Source organism: Bacteroides sp. ZJ-18 (assembly GCF_011038705.2).
In the GTDB taxonomy this organism is placed as follows: Bacteria; Bacteroidota; Bacteroidia; order Bacteroidales; family Bacteroidaceae; genus Bacteroides; species Bacteroides hominis.
In genome coordinates this window covers 2,174,544-2,189,448 of sequence record NZ_CP072198.1, presented here as the reverse complement: position 1 = coordinate 2,189,448, position 14,905 = coordinate 2,174,544, and the positions used below count along the sequence as shown (strand labels likewise).

The following is a 14,905-nucleotide window of genomic DNA, read 5'->3' as shown; positions in this document are numbered from 1 at the left end:
AGCCTACTCTACCTCAAAATCTTCCGAACTGAAGTTTCCATAACGCCTGCCGGTGATAGCGGTGAACTTCAGTACACAATAGTCCGGATCTGTAACGCCAAGCGGATAGTAGAGCGTATCGCCTTCTCTCCATATCATTTCTTTAGTGGAATTATCTGTAAGCACTTCCATCTTACCTTTCAGCATAACTCCCCTAAAAAAGCGAGAGTCACAGAAGTAGACACAAGCATGATGGTTCTTCAGGTATTGAGTGGTACGCATAGAAGAGGTATTGGTGGTAAAATAAAGAATCCGGATACCTTCACGCTTCCGGGGCTGTAACATTGCTTTAATATTGGGGAAGCCTTCTATATCAACAGATCCGATAAATGCGATCTTTTGCTTATCAATCAGATTCCCAATCGTTTTCTCTACATCTTTCATTGTTCTAAATTTTAATAGTTTTACACTGACACAAAGGTACAGAAAGAAAAAAGAGGGTATGTGACAGAAACAAAGGCAGAAATGACACTTTTTATGGTTTATGTCCCCTCCGGTAGCCCAAAGGAGTTTCTCCCGTATACCGGCGAAAACAACGGCTGAAATAAGAAACCGTTTCATAATTCAGTTCGAAAGCTATTTCGGCAACCGGCAAATCCGTGTAAGCAAGCATCCGCTTTGCTTCTTCCATCACTTTATTCTGAATATATTGCTTGGCGCTTATCTGCATAGCGGTACTCACTATTTCATTCAGATAGTTAGGAGTAATACACAGTCTTCCGGCATAATACCGCACGGTACGGTATTCACTGAACCCACGGTCGACCAACTGTACAAACTGAACAAGATACGGACTGCGGCCTTCCTTGTTTATCCCTGCATCCGATACGGTCTGCACGTAAAAACGGTCAAGCAGCATCAACGCTTCATAAAGTTGCGCTCTCAACACATGAACGTCATTCTGTCTGAACAGATCAATCTCCTCCTTAATAGATTGCAGAAGTTGCAACATACGCAGAAAAGAGCGTTCCGGCAAATGTATTTTCAATGATTCCTTCACCGGATTGAAAAAGGAAAGATGCTGCACAAACAAAGAATCTTTAAAGAAAGAAGATAAAAACTCTTCTTCAAATATCAGAGCATATCCATTCACAATCGCATTTGTATCCCAGCTACGTATCTCTCCCGGCTTGGAGAAGAACACATCTCCCACACCGCCCCGGTAGGTATGATTATCAAGAATGAAACTTCCTTCCCCTTCGGTGATAAAGGTAATGTCATAATAAGTCAGGGTATGAACAGAACTTTTAACGACATATTTCTTTATATCTTTCAGTTCTACTATATCCACCAGCAACTCACTGCCGTACTTATTCTTTAAAAAGGTATATCGAGGGATAAGTTTTTTCATAACCTTGTCTTTCAAACTATCTGAGAGCGACAAATATACAAACTGTAAATGGATAAGCTCTGTCAGTCACTCATGAAATCATTCTGTCAGCTACAACATTATTATAAATAAGGTATAATCGTTATGTAAATACCCGTAATGATAGCCGAAGTGATTACTCCTGAAATGTTTGCACCCAGTGCATCCCCCAGGATGAAAGAGTTCGGATTATCTTTACTTACCAACTTCTGGGCAACCTTTGCCGTAGTAGGCACACAACTCACGGCAGCAATACCGATCACCGGATTATAGTTTCCTTTCTTAATGAAATACATGATGTAACCACCCATGATTCCCCCGATACCCGACAATAACAAAGCAAGCATACCCAACACCAAAAGTTTCAGAATTTTCGGATCGAGCAACAAATGGGCGTCACAGAGCACACCCAACAGTAATCCCAGCATAAAGGTAGAACCATAAAGCAACGGACCACTTACAAAATCATAGATATGCTTCATGCCGGACTCGCGTACAGCTACCCCTAAGAACAGAGAAAAGAATAGTGGAGAAGCAACCGGAAACAAGAAACACAGCACAGCACACAGAATAGCAGAAAAGGCAAGTTTCACTTTCGCGTCATAATTTTTAGGAGCTTTCTTCTCCACCATCTTGATAGCACGCAGACGTTTAGGAATCAACAGCTTTACCAAATAAGGATATCCCCCGTATGTTAATCCCAAATACAGATAAGCCACCACCGTAATAGGCACAAACAAGTGTTTGGCCAAGGCAAGCGAAGTAAACAGCACCATCGGTCCATCGGCTCCGCCGACCATTGCAACAGAAGCGCTTTCCTTTAAAGACAACCCCAGACCCGAAGCGATAGGCACTGTAAGGAAAGTCCCCAACTCAGCACAAAGGGCCAGGAAAATACTGGCAAACGGTTTCTGCAACAAGAATCCGACATCGAGCAACGTACCGATTCCCATAAACACAAAGCAGGCTATCAGTCCGTTACTAAACGTCAATGTATATACCGGTTGCAGAAAGTCAATCTGCATCGTATTCATCAACGCGTCCGTATCCGATAACATAGGGTCCAGAAAAAGGTTCCCCAATGCTCCGTCGGGCATAATCAGTGTTCCGCAATTAATGGCTACCATCCCCAGTCCCATCGGAATCATAACCATCGGCTCAAGTACACCCTTCCAGCCCAGATAGATGAGCAGAAATCCCAAAGCTATTAAAAACATACGGGCACTGGCCAGAAACCATCCGCTGGCCATCATTGTTCCAAATCCCTGAAACAGGGTTCCAAAGTCTATACTTTCCATACTATCAAGATTTATTTGTTTTTATTGGTTGAAGATGCTTTCTTATTGTTCTTTTTGTCATGCTGTAACATTTGTTCTTCTTTGCGAAGAAACATGGATCTTGTATCTTCCGGATAAAAATAATCCATCAGTCCGCGTTCCGGCTCACCGGGACTGACACCGTGATAGAACCCGCGATTGTCTCCGGGATGTTTGGTGATGCCCCTGCTGAAGTCTTCACGCCCGTCACTCCCGTACTCCTCGTCGCTAAGGGCACTTTCGGTTATCAAGACAGCTACTTTCTGATGAAGTTTCCGAATACGTTTCAACCGGGCAAGCTCTTCCTGATGTGAACTGTAGAAAGCCAATGAATCAGCCGCAGAAGCAATCAGCTTTATTACTCCGGCAACGAAAAAGCCAATGACGAAGGTAAGCCCCATCATGGCAAAAGTGGATAACAATAAACTAAACATAACATGGTATGATTTTAGATTGAAAAAATAAAATGCAACGAATGCCGACTGCCGGAGGGAGACAAGACACACTTCCCCGGCATTTATCGGAACAGATAAATGGGGTTACCCAATCACTTCAATACGGAAGTGTGAAACCGAAAAGCTAAATCAGGATATGCCCTAACGTGTATACATAATACCCGCTGGAATATTTAATGAAGTTATGATTGAAATCCGGATAAGCATCTCCCTTCTCCGACTGGCGGATATGAAAGGTATTAAGCAAGCGGATGGCAGTCTGTAATTTAAGTTTTAATACTTTGGATGAACCGAGTTCCCGTGAAAAAGAACCGTGGGGAAGGATGGCATCACTCACTTTCGAGTCAGCCGTCTGGTCGTTGAATAAAGAGTGGTCTCCGGCACATTGCGATATAAAGGTTGCAGTAACTCCCGCAGGAAGTTCCGCATTCTCTTCTGCAGGGGCTGTGCAACCGGCTCCATACATTAAGAAGATACCTATCAATATGCAGAATACGTACTTTATCATAGTGACCGCAAACGTAGTAATAAATTTGAGATAAAACAGGATTCGTTGTTTAATTAACGAATATTTTATAATGATTGTTCCCGGAACAGACAGATAAATGACAAAAAAAGCGGAGAATCATCCGATTCCCCGCTTCTTATTCATATAATATAGGTGTGTTTAATTACATGGTAACCTGCTTTGCAAGCAGTTTTTGAAGTTTGCCATTCAACAGCTGGCACATTGTTCCATTTCCCATTGCTTGGTAACGTTTGATACGGTACTGCAACATCATAATTTCATTTGCATTCTTTTTCATAATTTTGGTCCTCTTTTTTTGCTCCCCACGTTTTGAAGAGCGGTTTTACATCTTGTTTTCTTTATTAACACTGCAAAGATACGAAATGTTTTCGAAAACATGTTCTAAAACATAAGAAAAGTGTGTCATTAGTTGATTTTTCTTTTTATATGGACAGATTTGGCAAGTGCATATTACAAATATATTGCATAACTTTGCGCTTTATCAAGAAAAACGACTATGCTAAAACGGATACCCCACACATATACCATCATTTCTTCTGTCATCTTGCTCTGTGCAGTGCTTTCCTGGATCATTCCCGCAGGTGAGTATGTGCGCGAGACCATTGACGTCAACGGCGTTTCCCGCACAGTCATTATAGACCACTCTTTCCACCGGGTAGAACAGACGCCACAGACCTGGCAAGTGTTCAGCGCTCTTCTTGAAGGCTTCGAACGGCAAGCGGGAATCATCGCCTTCTTATTAATCATGGGAGGTGCCTTTCAGATAATGAACAGCAGTCGTGCCATCGATACCGGCATCTTTTCATTCCTGAACTTTACGAAGGGGCTTGAAAAGCACAGACTGATTAAATCATTGGGGGTAAACAATGTGGTGATTTCCTTAGTCATTATTCTCTTCAGCCTCTTCGGCTCCGTATTTGGCATGAGTGAAGAAACCCTGGCCTTTGTCATTATCATCGTCCCGTTGGCCATTTCGATGGGATATGATTCCATCACGGGGCTTTGCATGGTATATGTTGCTGCCCACATAGGTTTTTCGGGTGCCGTACTGAATCCATTTACCATTGGCATTGCACAAGGCTTGTCCGACTTACCGCTATTTTCCGGATTTGAATATCGCATGCTTTGCTGGCTGATACTGACCACGGTCCTGATAGTCTGTGTACTCAGATATGCCGCCGTCATTAAAAAGCATCCGGAGAAATCGCCCATGTATCATGCCGATGCTTATTGGCGGAAACGGGAAGAAGAAAGCAACGGAGAGATATCCCGTGTCACGACTCGTCCGGCATGGATCGTCTACATACTGTTAATCATATCCTTGTGCCTGTTTTCCATCATTTACCCAACCAGTACTTTCGCAATAGGCGAAGCGTCTGTCACCTGCTATGCAGTGCCCGTCCTGTCTGTTTTGTTTGCCGCCTTCGGCTGGCTGGGTTTACGTAAATCCAACCAGTTCTTCATACTGACCCTGCTTGCGTTCACCATTCTTTTCCTGATTACCGGTGTCATGGGACATGGCTGGTATCTGCCGGAGATCTCCGCCATCTTCCTCGCAATGGGTATTCTCTCGGGATTTGCCAACAGTGAAAAAACAGATAACATCATCGGGCAATTCATGGACGGAGCCAAAGATATGCTATCAGCTGCCATCGTGGTAGGTCTGGCAGGAGGGATCATCCAAATACTGCAAGACGGACATATCATCGACCCGATCTTACATTCTCTGGCTTCACTGATGGGAGAAACCGGAAAAATAGTATCTTTGGGGGTGATGTACCTGATACAGACACTGATCAACCTGATTATCCCGTCCGGATCGGCCAAAGCTGCATTAACCATGCCTATCATGGCACCTTTTTCCGATGTCATCGGGCTTTCGCGGCAAGCTACAGTAATGGCTTATCAGTTTGGTGACGGATTTACCAACATGATCACACCTACTTCCGCCGTATTGATGGGAGCCTTGGGCATTGCCCGCATCCCCTACGAGATATGGGTGAAATGGTTCTGGAAGGTACTTCTTTTATTCATCATTCTGGGAATGGTATTGCTGATCCCCACAGTACTCTTCCCAATGAACGGATTTTAGGAAATAAAAAAAGAAATCATAATCAAATATATAAACCAACAGCATTCACTCCTCCCCTCTCTCCGGGAGAGAAAAAGGAGCGAAGCCTTATTTAACAACAAATTGTATGAAAATCCTGACCCGCTTTCTAATCATCCCGATGTTGTCGGTTGCGTTTTTTTCATGCAGTGAGTCCCACTTCCTGAAAGATGAGACTTACCGTAGCCAAGTGACGCAAGATTTTGAAAAGAAGAAGCAACAGCTCCCTAACGGAGATCTGTTCGCAGTGTTTAATGAAAAACTCACCACTCCCGAACAGGAGGCCTTGATGTTCCTCTATGCCTATATGCCCACAGGTGACGTGACGGATTATACAGGTGACTACTATCTGGAGAATGTCAGACTCTCCGATCAGGCGCGTCGCGAAATGCCTTGGGGAAAAGAGATCCCCGATGACGTATTCCGCCATTTCGTACTCCCTATCCGGGTAAACAACGAAAATCTGGACGACTCGCGCCGGGTATTTTACAATGAACTGAAAGATCGTGTGAAGAACCTGTCGCTGCACGACGCTGTGCTTGAAGTGAACCACTGGTGCCACGAAAAGGTAGTCTACACCCCAAGCGATGCCCGTACCAGTTCCCCCCTCGCTTCGGTAAAGACCGCCTATGGCCGTTGTGGTGAAGAATCGACCTTCACTGTAGCCGCTCTCCGCTCGGTAGGCATTCCGGCACGGCAGGTTTATACTCCGCGTTGGGCGCATACCGACGATAACCATGCCTGGGTAGAAGCCTGGGTAGATGGTAAATGGTATTTCTTCGGCGCCTGCGAACCGGAACCGGTACTGAACCTGGGCTGGTTTAATGCTCCTGCCAGCCGTGGCATGCTGATGCATACCAAAGTATTCGGACGCTATGCCGGACAAGAGGAAATCATGTACGAAACTCCGAACTATACGGAAATCAATGTAATCGACAACTATGCCCCGACAGCCAAAGGCTCGGTATTGGTGACAGATGCCGAAGGGCAGCCGGTATCCGATGCCACTGTAGAGTTCAAGGTGTATAATTATGCTGAATTCTACACCGTAGCCACTAAACATACGGATAAGGCAGGACGCGCATCGCTGACTGCCGGCAAGGGCGATATGCTGGTATGGGCCTCTAAAGACGGACGGTTCGGTTATTCCAAATTGTCATTCGGCAAAGATAACGAACTGAAGATCGCACTGGACAAGAACGCCGGTGAAACCTATTCACTCCCACTGGATATTGTTCCTCCGGCCGAAGGTGCCAACCTGCCCGAAGTGACTCCGGAGCAACGTACTGAAAACGATCGCCGCATGGCACAGGAAGATTCCATCCGCAATGCTTACGTAGCCACTTTCATTACCGAAGAGCAAGCCCGGACTTTTGCCAAAGAGAACAAACTGGATGAAACCGAAACAGTACGCCTACTGATAGCTTCCAGAGGTAACCATCAGACTCTGACAGATTTCCTTTCTGCTGCCGTAAAAGCCGATAAAGCCAGTCAGGCCATCAGCTTGCTGAAAGTAATCTCAGCCAAGGACCTGAGAGATGTTAGTCCGGAAGTACTGAACGATCATCTGAACAACTCCGGTCTGCCCGGTTCCGAGGACTTCTGCAGCAACGTACTGAACCCTCGTGTGGCCAACGAAATGATCACTCCCTACAAAGCATTCTTCCAGAAAGAGATCCCGGCAACTGAAGCGGAAGCTTTCCGAAAGAATCCACAGGCTTTGGTAGAATGGTGCAGAAAAGAGATCACTATCAACAATGAACTGAACTCACAACGTATTCCGATGTCTCCAATGGGAGTATGGAAAGCCCGGGTAGCAGACGAAAAGTCCCGTAACATTTTCTTTGTATCCATGGCACGTAGTCTGGGTATCCCCGCCTGGATAGACGAAGTGACCGGAAAAATTCAATACCGGAGTTTCAATGACAACGATCTAAAGAACGGTAAAGTCTACGACGTGGATTTTGAAGCAGCACAGCAGACACAGGCACCGACGGGAACACTCGTAGCCCGCTACCAGCCTATCCCTTCGTTGAGCGATCCGAAATACTATTCACACTTCACTCTCTCGAAATTCCGCAACGGGACTTTCCAATTGCTGAACTACGATGAAGGGGACGTAGATATGGGCGGCGGAGCCACCTGGTCGAACTTGCTGAAAAATGGCGCCCGCATGGATACCGGATACTACATGATGGTAACCGGAACCCGTATGGCAAGTGGAGCAGTGTTGGCCAACATCACTTTCTTCACCATCGAAGAGGGAAAGACAACAACTGTCGATCTGGTGATGCGCGAAAGTAAGGATCAAGTGCAGGTGATCGGTAATTTCAACTCCGAATCCACCTACCTGCCGATAGGAGCCACCGAACCGCAAAGCATTCTTCAGACTTGCGGACGGGGATATTTTGTAGTTGCCGTGTTGGGAGCCGGACAAGAACCGACAAACCATGCTCTCCGGGATATTGCGGCCCTAAGCAGCGAATTCGAAAAATGGGGCCGCAAAATGGTACTGCTTTTCCCTAATGAAGAACAATATAAGAAGTTCCGCCCGACGGAATTCCCCGGACTGCCCTCGACCATCACCTATGGTATCGATGTAAACGGAGCCATCCAGAAACAAATTGCCGAATCGATGAAATTGCCTAACAGCACCATCTTGCCGATGTTTATTATCGGTGATACGTTCAACCGGGTAGTTTTTGTTTCACAAGGCTATACCATCGGACTGGGAGAACAACTGATGAAAGCGATACACGGATTGTAGCAAACAGATTCCGGCAGCTTTTAATGGCTTTTCCGGAGAAACCGGCAATTCCCCCGGATGCAACCGGGAAAAGCACCGGGAGCCGGTTGCTCCGAAAACGAATGAAGTAAGCACTTGCCGGAAACAGAGACTCTGCAGAAGCAGAACAGAGGCTCTATCCGTACCAAACAAAGGCTCTGTTCATAGCAAACAGAGCCTCTATACAGAAGGGGAGAAGTTTCGGCTTCTCCCCTTTCTTATATATCATAAAACGAGGACAGACATTCAGGCGGCTGTCCCGAGCCACCATACTATCCCCCAAATATAAATGTAGCCTTTATGGACATATCCCCCGGAGAGTAACTCGTTATTCCTATTTTCCCTTCATAAAAGGAACTCTCAACCACGACCGTTACCTTCTCCGTGTTATTTAATAACAGTGACACATCTTCTTTCCCATCAGCAGACAATGCTATATCAGGAACTATTTCCTGTCCGCGATATTCCAGAACTCCATCCGGAAGATAGCGGAAACCTGCAATATCCATCGAATATATTCCATAATAAATATATACTTTAGCATTATAATCCGGATGTATTCCGGATCCGTCGTTATATTTCACAATGAAGTTCGCGGTTCGTTTGTCGGTCGGAGGTATATCCTCCCTGTCTTCATCGTGGCAACTACAGAACAACGCAAATAGTAGCAAGAAGAGAATTGGACATCTGCTCAGGTTCATGATCTTTTATAATTTATTAGTTCTCAATGCCGTATCACTCCCAAAGATAAGAAAAATAATACTAAACAGATACAATCACCCGACTATTTCACCCCCGCATCCCGATCTTTAACTATTTTCCCCAGTCACTGAACTCAAAACTCAATTGTTCCCACACTCCCCGATGCTCATTTGTCTCCTCTCTCGGATTCGACACCGAAAGCCCTATCAACCGAATGGGATGTTGCTCATACTCCACCTCTTTCAGCAACTGTTTGGCAAGAGGCAGAATTCTTTCAAGGCTCGTCAGTTCCTGAGCCTGCGTCATGCTCCGTGTGATCTGGCTAAAGTCATGAAATTTGATTTTCAGCGTCAGCGTCTTTCCCCGGAAGTCCTTCCGTTGCAACCGTTCCACAAGTTCCGTAGCTACGTGATAAAGTTCTATAATCACAGCCGATTTCACATGAATATCTTTCTCCAACGTATGTTCGCAACCGATTGATTTACGTATCCATACCGCTTCTACGGGACGGAGATCGACTCCTCGTGCAAAATCGTAATAGAGCAGTCCTACTTTACCAAACTGCCGTACCAACATTTCCGACGAACAGCCACGTAGCTGAAGGCCATTGTGAATACCCAGCAAATGCATCTTCCGGGCAGTCACCGGTCCTACTCCCCAAAATGACTCGATGGGCAGACGGGCAATGAAATCGAGCGCCTGATCGGGATGGATGGTACAGAGTCCGTCGGGCTTCCGAAAATCCGAAGCAATCTTTGCCAGGAATTTATTATAAGATACACCCGCCGATGCTACCAGGTTCAACTCTTCACGGATGCGCTGCTTGATAGCCCTGGCTATATCTACCGCCAGTAAAATTCCCTGTTTATTCTCTGTCACATCCAGGAATGCCTCGTCCAACGAAAGGGGTTCAATCAAATCGGTGTATTCATGAAAGATCTCGTGTACCCGGCGGGAAACCGATTTATATATGTCCATCCGTCCGGGAACGAAAATCAGTTGCGGACATAAGCGCTTTGCCTTCTGTGACGACATAGCCGAACGCACTCCGTACCGACGCGCTTCATAGCTTGCCGCCGCCACTACTCCCCGCTCCTCGGCATGCCCGACAGCAAGCGGTTTACCACGTAATTCCGGATGGTCTCTCTGCTCTACGGAAGCATAGAAAGCATCCATATCAATATGTATAATCTTACGTTCGCCCATTTCTGCAATAATTCTACATCGCAGTTCACATTTTGAGAAGCAAAGATAAGAGTTATTCTTTCAATCCCACTGACAGGATTAGTTAATAAAATGAAGACCGGCAAGGCACTCCCCCGGCCGGTCTCCCGTTAACTTACAAATTGCTTATATACTTTGTCGGTGAATCTCCGAAACGTTTCTTAAACACGATCCTGAAATATTTCGGATCACTGAATCCCGTCATGTCGGCAACCTCGGCTACAGTATATTTCCTACTCATCAGCAAGATCAGCGCCTTGTTAAGGCGTACACTACGAACATAGTCTGCGGGTGCATGGCCGGTTATCTCCTTAATCCTATTGTAAAAGCTCGAACGGCTCATATTCACACAATCACTCAGTTCGTCAATCGTAAACCTGGAATCGGTGAGTCTCTCTTCAATCAGGCTTCTCACCAGACTGATAAATTCCTGATCACTATCCGACAACGGCACATCGGCTTCGACGTCATCCGGAGCATCAACCCCTAATGTCAAACGGATATACCTCTTGCGGATAATCTCCCGGTTGGTAATCAGACTTTCAATCTCTGCTTTTAAGAACGAAATGGCAAAAGGCATCGTCACATAAAGATCGGCGTTCCGTTGGGTCTCGTTGCTGTCTTCACCCGGTTTCACCAGCAATATCACAGGTACATGTGCTACCCTGTCATCCGATTTAATCCGGACAGCAAGTTCTTCCCCCGAAATTCCGACAAGGGCTGAAGAGGCCAGAACAGCATCGGGATGCTGTTCACATATAGTCGTAAAGGCCGTTTCCGCATCGCAAACCGATACAACTTCGTAATCCGGCATCAGGATTCGCACAAGATAATTACGTAATTCTTTATGGGTTTCGACCAATACCAAAGAACGTCCGTTGCGTCTCTTCTCCCGATGTTTCGGTAATGGAGTTTCCATTGCCGGCAACGTTTCGTTAGCCGGTAACAGTTCGCTGTCCTTGGGCGGAAATTCAGGTACGGAAAGCAGATCGGAAAGGTCGGAAAATTTCTCCGATTGCCGGATAGCAACAGGAAAGACTAAGATAAGAACCAGTTTATGCTCTTCTTTATAAGTAAATTTGATTTTGCCTTTATGCAAACAGATTAATTTGCGTATAAATAACCAACTCATGGTCTCGGCAGAGCCTCCCGAAACCAATCCCTTATAATTTAGAATTTTTTTTTAAGAAGTCCATTATCTTCAGACTCCAGCCTCAACTCCCAGTTTTGAGTATTGCACGATGTACTCAGAAGTATTTCCCCGCCCCTGTCTATACTGTCGGTAAAAGCCATCAAAAGGTTCCGGAGGATTGCAGCCATCTTCTCCCTATCCAGACACACGGTAACAAAAGCCAGCTCGTCCACCCAACGAAGCGTAATACATTTTTCGTTTGCGTAATCACTGAACCGGTTCACCGTCTCTTTGAGAAACATGGATAACTCATGATCGGCAAGAGACAGGCACCCGGGAGAAGCCGAAATACGGCTGATGCTTTCCAGGTCGGCCAGCAGATTGTTTACACCCTTAATCTGTTGCAATACGTTATTGACAAGTTCGGAAGACGATTTTTCATAAAGATACTCCAACGGAACCTTTATCAACGTAAGCGGCATGCAGAGGTTACGGGTAGTATTCATAAACAATTGTATCTTTTCTCTTGAAAGATTCCTGTCTTGCCAGATGAACCACGAACGAACAGCTAAAGACCCCAGCGTAATAGCCAAAACTCCATAACAAAGAAAAGCGCCATTTGTCTTCCAGAGCGGTTTACGAATCACGATATTCATATTCCTCTGTGCAAACGGACGTCCGTTGCCAATGGATATTGCCCGTACGGAGAAGACATATTCACCCGGAGCAAGGTTCGAAAAACGAATTCTATTCTCCGGCGACGGATTACTCCAGTCCGTATTATCCAGTTTCCAGCTGTAAGCTATATCCTGTATTTCATCGTAGCGGACGGCAGTAGCCGTAAACGAAAAAGTGTTTTCATCATGATCCAACTGTAAGGTAGCTGTATAATTCAGTGCTTTTTCTAACGGAGTATTTTCTGTTTCTACGGTCATATCCTTATCCAGAACCCGAAGCCCGTCCAGATAAAATCCCAGGCAGGTCTTATGTAACGAACGAGGCTCTTGTTTGTCATAATCAATTGCTCCCTGGTATGTACCCAGTATCTGCCTGCCGTCTCCAATAAAAGCTCCCGACGTAATCCGGAGTCCTTTATTGGGAAACCGCCGAAACGAATGCTGTACAGGATCAAATGAAAAGGCAAACTGGTCACTGCTTCCTATCAGCCGCTTCTTGTCATCCTCCCAAACAGCGTACACATTAGCAACTCCCGAATTTTTCACAGTATCCAGCCGGGATTGCTCCGGACGGTAGACCAGCAAACCGTTTCCTTCGGTTCCAATATACAGGCAATTGCTATCGGACTGATACAAGGCATGAATGTGCAGACCGGACAAGGATTTCACTTCTACAACACCATTATCATTGGGACAATAGAGAAACAAACCTTCATCCGTCCCAATCCACAACCGATCTTTATCCTTACGGCAAAGTGCATTGACCCCGGAAATGCGGGCATACGGAACAACCTGATTATTATTCTTCTTACGGATGATGTACAAGCCGTGTACATAGTTTCCGGCACATATCTCTCCGGGACCTGTTTCGCTAAGTGCAGTATACATCTGGCAAGGAAGATCTGTAACAATCCGTTCCCATCTGCCTGTCGACGGGTGAAAACAACTGATACCACGATCCGTCGCAAACCAGACATCCCCGTCCGAATCATGTAATACCGCATTTACCCGGTTGTTCGCCAATGAATGCGTATTTCCTGCCTGAAACCTATACCACTTATAATCATCCGGAGAATCCATATCAATCATTGATACGCCTTCCGGATAATCCGCCACCCAGATATGTTTCTGATCATCCACAAACAAATCGACAATCCGGTTCGTACGAATTGAATTACCATTCTCAAAATCGGTATGTACAAAAGACCTGATTTCCGGGTTAATAATGTCCATGCGATATAATCCCTCACCGTCCGTTGCTACTAAGACATTCCGGTCGTCCAATGTTCGCAAACTGCTAATCCGGCTGTTCACAGGCCTGTCCCATGTATAAATCATCCGCTCCGACTTCGTGTCCCACACCATTAACCCTTCCGAATAGTCTGCGATAATCAGTCTGCCGCTATACGGATGAAAAAGCATTTCATGTATCCGGCGACATCTCTTCCCGGACAGTTCGCCGGATTGTTTTTCTATGGAATAACCCTTCATGGTTATCTCAAACAGGCCTTCATCCGAGCCCACGAAATACTCTCCCGGAGCTACTTCTACCATACCGGAAATCTGTTTCAGATTGTGATTCACCCGATAGAAAGTATTAGTAATTCCCCGATAAGCAATCAACCGGTTTCCAGCGGAAAACCAGATATGCCCCTGACTATCTGCACAGAGAAAGCGCACTGACGCCTTATCCTGGTTCGGCAGATGGTTTCTGCACTCAAACTTATCCAATGACGGATTATACGTCCATAAATCTCCGTTTCGGGTAACCGCCCATAACCCATTCTCTTTGTCCGTAAGCAGCCGGCAACAGCCCATATAATAATCCACAGTCTGTCCTTCGGCAGACAACTTATAGTGTTTCAGCTTCGTTCCATCAAACCGGCTTATTCCGGTATGGCTCATAAACCACATATATCCCAAGGCATCTCTCCGTATCTGATGCACTTTACGAGTATTCGTTTCACTTATTTCTACAATGTGTTTGCAAACGATGGCATGGCATAACGAACCATATATCATCATCATGAAGTATAAAATATATTTCATTCTTTTTGTTTGTTATAATTAAAATGGAGTAGTTTTATTAAAAGTGGGAACCCTATAGTAAGGTAGTCATGGGGGAAAGAAAAACACTACCTTCTGCACATCACGTGAGTAGGTGACCGGATTTGTGGCGCTCCTGAACGCCTTAAATCCCTCCCTGTTGTCGTAGAGGATACTAACAAAACAATAGTAATGAGATGTTCACATCGTTTATCGGTGAGCAACAGGACATCAAGAAAGGCGACTCACATGAAAAATCAATCTGATCTACATTATAACGAGACAATATTCAGTTTGTTTCCCCAATATGGTTTTTATTAAGAAAAAGATAGATTGGCAAGGGCATTTACCGGAATATGAATAAACAATAAATATGAGCAGACAATAATTTCTTTAACCATACTTGGGATTAGACCGTTTCTCACTTGTCGACTCTCTATGACGAATTGCTCAGAAGTCAAATGTAGAGTGTTTATTTTAAAAGACAAAATAAAGTACCCGGACAAATAACAGCAGTTTAA

General features: G+C 45.3%; 12 protein-coding genes. 2 read left to right on the top strand and 10 right to left on the bottom strand.

Annotation, left to right across the window (positions count from 1 at the left end; genetic code table 11):
* Positions 1-3: 3 nt before the first annotated feature.
* From G7Y45_RS08630 to G7Y45_RS20040, 6 genes are all read right to left on the bottom strand, one after another.
* A complete protein-coding gene (locus G7Y45_RS08630; protein WP_005775889.1) occupies positions 4-423 on the bottom strand; it encodes a pyridoxamine 5'-phosphate oxidase family protein in 420 nt (139 codons plus the stop codon).
* A 91-nt stretch (positions 424-514) separates the two neighbouring features.
* A complete protein-coding gene (locus G7Y45_RS08625; protein WP_005818741.1) occupies positions 515-1,390 on the bottom strand; it encodes a helix-turn-helix transcriptional regulator in 876 nt (291 codons plus the stop codon).
* Between the two features lie 101 nt (positions 1,391-1,491).
* Positions 1,492-2,706, bottom strand: coding sequence for a sodium ion-translocating decarboxylase subunit beta (locus tag G7Y45_RS08620; RefSeq protein WP_005775879.1), 1,215 nt, complete (start codon positions 2,704-2,706; stop codon positions 1,492-1,494).
* 11 nt (positions 2,707-2,717) lie between these two features.
* The gene (locus tag G7Y45_RS08615; RefSeq protein ID WP_032529855.1) at positions 2,718-3,158 is read right to left on the bottom strand and encodes a LapA family protein; all 441 of its coding nucleotides are present in this window, start codon (positions 3,156-3,158) and stop codon (positions 2,718-2,720) included.
* A 145-nt stretch (positions 3,159-3,303) separates the two neighbouring features.
* Complete coding sequence (locus G7Y45_RS08610; RefSeq protein ID WP_122329951.1) at positions 3,304-3,687, bottom strand: hypothetical protein; 384 nt, start codon at positions 3,685-3,687, stop codon at positions 3,304-3,306.
* Positions 3,688-3,850: 163 nt separating this feature from the next.
* Entirely contained in the window at positions 3,851-3,985 is a 135-nt protein-coding gene (locus G7Y45_RS20040) for a hypothetical protein (protein ID WP_005775876.1), read from the bottom strand.
* 219 nt (positions 3,986-4,204) lie between these two features.
* Between G7Y45_RS20040 and G7Y45_RS08605 the strand changes: the two genes are divergently transcribed.
* Positions 4,205-5,800: a YfcC family protein gene (locus G7Y45_RS08605; RefSeq protein WP_165015993.1), complete on the top strand. Its 1,596-nt coding sequence runs from the start codon at positions 4,205-4,207 to the stop codon at positions 5,798-5,800.
* Positions 5,801-5,906: 106 nt separating this feature from the next.
* Positions 5,907-8,585, top strand: a complete 2,679-nt coding sequence (locus G7Y45_RS08600) for a transglutaminase domain-containing protein (RefSeq protein ID WP_005809881.1) — start codon at positions 5,907-5,909, stop codon at positions 8,583-8,585.
* A gap of 290 nt (positions 8,586-8,875) precedes the next feature.
* Here G7Y45_RS08600 and G7Y45_RS08595 read toward each other — a convergent pair whose 3' ends face one another.
* The 4 genes from G7Y45_RS08595 to G7Y45_RS08580 all read right to left on the bottom strand — a co-directional run bounded on the left by G7Y45_RS08595 (position 8,876) and on the right by G7Y45_RS08580 (position 14,387).
* A complete protein-coding gene (locus G7Y45_RS08595) occupies positions 8,876-9,304 on the bottom strand; it encodes a hypothetical protein (RefSeq protein ID WP_005809883.1) in 429 nt (142 codons plus the stop codon).
* Between the two features lie 112 nt (positions 9,305-9,416).
* Positions 9,417-10,511 carry a DNA polymerase IV gene (gene dinB / locus G7Y45_RS08590; RefSeq protein WP_005809884.1) on the bottom strand — a complete coding sequence of 365 codons (1,095 nt, stop codon included), beginning with the start codon at positions 10,509-10,511 and terminating at the stop codon, positions 9,417-9,419.
* Positions 10,512-10,644: 133 nt separating this feature from the next.
* Complete coding sequence (locus tag G7Y45_RS08585; RefSeq protein ID WP_032538186.1) at positions 10,645-11,661, bottom strand: AraC family transcriptional regulator; 1,017 nt, start codon at positions 11,659-11,661, stop codon at positions 10,645-10,647.
* Between the two features lie 38 nt (positions 11,662-11,699).
* Positions 11,700-14,387, bottom strand: coding sequence for a two-component regulator propeller domain-containing protein (locus tag G7Y45_RS08580; RefSeq protein ID WP_005809889.1), 2,688 nt, complete (start codon positions 14,385-14,387; stop codon positions 11,700-11,702).
* Positions 14,388-14,905 lie beyond the last annotated feature (518 nt).